Source organism: Novosphingobium rhizovicinum, assembly GCF_040813635.1.
GTDB lineage: Bacteria > Pseudomonadota > Alphaproteobacteria > Sphingomonadales > Sphingomonadaceae > Novosphingobium > Novosphingobium rhizovicinum.
This window is the reverse complement of sequence record NZ_JBFNXR010000007.1, coordinates 1-3,254: the sequence shown is the minus strand read 5'-3', so window position 1 is coordinate 3,254 and position 3,254 is coordinate 1. Positions and strand designations below refer to the sequence as shown.

Genomic DNA, 3,254 nt, shown 5'->3' with positions numbered 1-3,254 from the left:
TCGAACGATGCGCCATCGCCTGCTCTCCTCCTGGGAAAGCTCATAGAATCAGCATTCATCGCACCTGTCTACGCCCACCCGCGCACAGGTCTCATCAGTGCTTGGCTGCACGCCTTCGAAATATCGAGCCGGGCACACGGGAAAACACTACAAGTTTTTGCGGGTCTCCAGCTGCGTGCATGCACAGGCGTAATCTTACTATCGTCTCGGGCTGGTTGCGGGACCTTGGCGCAGTTGGTAATCAAGGTCGGTAAGCCGCCAATATCTATAGAGGCGTGCGCGTTGAGTAACTGGATCAGGCGAGATGACCTCACAGAGGCCATCTGGTCCAGCGACAAATGCAAGCTGCTCAAAAGCGGATGCTACTGTTTCGACTGCAGACTCCCTGCCTTTGAACGCCTGATGAAATCGCGCACTGTCGCACGCGATAGTCTCAGTCCCGCTGACAAGTCCTCTCGACCAGAATTGTTGCGATTTGCGCTTTACGATCGCTGACGATGAGGCAAAGCTCGCCGCATCACTCCATGCGTTACAGCTGGTGATGCGACCTTCGTATCCCGCCTCAGAAAGGAGACTAAACGCGTACATATTGTACATATGATAGTTAGCCTCCTTCTCTATAAGCTTTATAGGAGGCTTCTTGAACGCCTTTAATGCCCCTTTCACTTTGCTCTTTTGTGACTCCCGGTTAGGAATGGCGTGGACAATGCGCCCGTCCTTCCTGACTTGGAATATTCGATTGAGATGGTCCAAAAAGGCTGCCACTTGATCGCGCGCATAGATCTCGTCGCGCGACCATAGTGCAATAGTGGCAGCGAAATATAGCTGATGATTGAAAGTATCGTCTGGCGGCAGGTCTCTGCCGTCAGGAGTGATGCGCCTCCAGCAGCCCCAATCATGATCAAATGGATGGCGCGCAATCAGGTCGAGAGCAGCGGACCGCGCTCCATCGTGCCCGAGGACCGTTGCTGCATAGTAGTACGCTTCTATCAGATGCGCTTGGCCAAGGACGCCATTCGTCTTGTCCTTGGTCCCTGCGTGCCGAACGATCACACCTCCGACAAAGAGTCTCTGACAGGCAAGCAGATACTCAAGCGCAGAGCCGGCCGCATGCCTGAAGCGCTCGTCTCCCGTCGCCTTGTAAGCCATGGAGAAGCTAACCAACCAATGCGCCGTGTTGCGCACCGGCGTCTCAGGATCACCATAGGCGCCATTGCGGCCAGGCATCATGGCGCCAGCCGCGGTTTGCTCCTTGAGAGCCGACGTAGTTAAGCGAACAAGTGTTTCGAGCATCACGCTTTACGAGCCCTCAGGAAAATTGCGCCTGCAATGCCAAAATAGGCGCCGCCCGCAATGACGGCTGCAAGCAGTTCGCCCAGCCACCTGCCCTCTGGCCACACAAATCGTACCGCCAAGAAGACAGCTACGATTGGCAGTTGCGCTAAAAGCAGCTCAGCAACGATCTTGACCACTCGCAGAGCCGTAGCGCCAACCAGCTTATCCAAGTAGTACTGCCGGATAAGAACGGAAATCAGCTTGTTTGTTGCAATCGCGATTGCAGCGCCAACGACGCCCAGCCACAACGTGGCAACGATTAGAAGCGGTAGGAGTATGACCACCGATGTGAATGCGAATAGGGCAAGGTCAAGGCCGGGGCGACCAAGCGCTTTATACACGGTCGAGGTCGTCCCACCTGCGGCGTGGATTATAACAGATACCGCCAAAATCTGAAGTGGTACGGTCATCCCGAGCCAATCACTGCCAAGGAAATGCGTCGTTAGACTCGGGCCAGCCATGATAATAAGGATCATTACTGGGAATATGAAAGCGCAGTTCCAGGCGAGAGTACGAACGTACAAATGCCGCACTCTAGTTAAGTCGCCCTGAACCGAAGAATATTGGGTGAACATCACCCTGTTTAGGACAGACATCAGGTTAGTACGAGCTACATCCGTAATATAGAAGGCGAGTGAATACAGGCCAACCTGATATTGCGTAAGGATCCGACCGAGCGTGATAACATCGAAGTTTCGAGCGACTGACACGAAAAGGTCGTTAGCAAAAACAAGACCGCTATAGCTGAATGCCTCTTTGAACACATCGCGACGAAAGAGGAGCTTAGGCGTCCAATCGCTGGTGTTCGTTATTGCGACGGCAAGAAGAATTTGCGCCGAGACAAGCTGCGCCACTAGTACCCACACGCTTCGATCGAAGGCGAGCCAGGTTGCAGCGACTGCCAGACTTGCGACCGTCGAGATCACTCGCGACATTGTAACTTGCCGGTACCGCCTTTCTCGAAACATTAGAGCTCGGCCGATGCTGACAAATGGCGTCCCTAAGAAGGCGATCCCCAGCGCTGTCGTGACGTAGCCAACACTTGCGCTATTGAAGTAGATAGTTGCGACAGGAGCAATCAAAATAGTATTGATCGCGAGGAGAGCAACCGAGAGTACGCAGGATGCTGTATACGCGGTATTTACTAGATCGATCGAGAAGCGCGCTTGTTCTCTTTGAATGATAGTCGCAGAGAGGCCGAACTCGTTGATGACCTGAACTACAGCGTAGCTAGTCATTGCCACGGCGATAATGCCAAAGTCCGCAGGTGCAAGGAATTTGGCTGCAACCAGTCGGAATGCGAAGGCAAGGCCACTTGATACGAAAATATCAAGTCCGGTCCATAGCGCGTCGGATTTCAAAGACTTAGATTTCGACGATGTGCCCGTACCTTCAGGAACTGCGTCATAGGTAGCGCTGCTCATCGTCGCCTCCTGTACTCTAAATGTGCCGAGAAAGGCCTAGTTCGCATGAAATACATTCAATGCGATCTTGCTGAAGGATCTTGGTTCCGCAAGAAACGCACCGACCTTCTTCCATCAGTCGATGTGCAGCTGCGGAGTGCGCCCCAACAAGCTGGCGAAACGACGAAATCCAAAGCGAAATGAGCAAAAGCGTCGCCTCTCTAAGGAAGTGACCGCACCTAAAAACCAGCATGTCACCCCCCGGCTCACGCAACTGTTATCGCACATGACAACGCCGCTTGGCCTTTCGTAACTTTCCGGTCAAGGGCTCATGCAGAGCGTCGTCCCCCATTGGCACGGCTTTTTGTTGCCATAGTGCATAAGAATGACGGTTTCCTACGGCTCTCGCCGTGGATACAAAGTAACCGTCCGACTGTTACCGCGGCGGTTGTACCTTGAAGCGAGCGGCTAGCTCAGAGTCATCGATGAATGCGTCAAGGAATTCGTGCCAAGTCC

General features: G+C 53.5%; 2 protein-coding genes. Both read right to left on the bottom strand.

The window, feature by feature from the left end; genetic code table 11:
- Positions 1-198: 198 nt before the first annotated feature.
- Positions 199-1,296, bottom strand: coding sequence for a hypothetical protein (locus tag ABUH87_RS00170; RefSeq protein WP_367767706.1), 1,098 nt, complete (start codon positions 1,294-1,296; stop codon positions 199-201).
- Positions 1,293-2,759: an oligosaccharide flippase family protein gene (locus ABUH87_RS00165; RefSeq protein ID WP_367767704.1), complete on the bottom strand. Its 1,467-nt coding sequence runs from the start codon at positions 2,757-2,759 to the stop codon at positions 1,293-1,295. The genes ABUH87_RS00170 and ABUH87_RS00165 overlap by 4 nt, the downstream gene beginning before the upstream one ends.
- Positions 2,760-3,254 lie beyond the last annotated feature (495 nt).

What these genes read in the sequence shown, in the direction of transcription:
- ABUH87_RS00165 (WP_367767704.1), bottom strand. Translation starts at nt 2,759, where the DNA reads ATGAGCAGCGCTACCTATGACGCAGTTCCTGAAGGTACGGGCACATCG.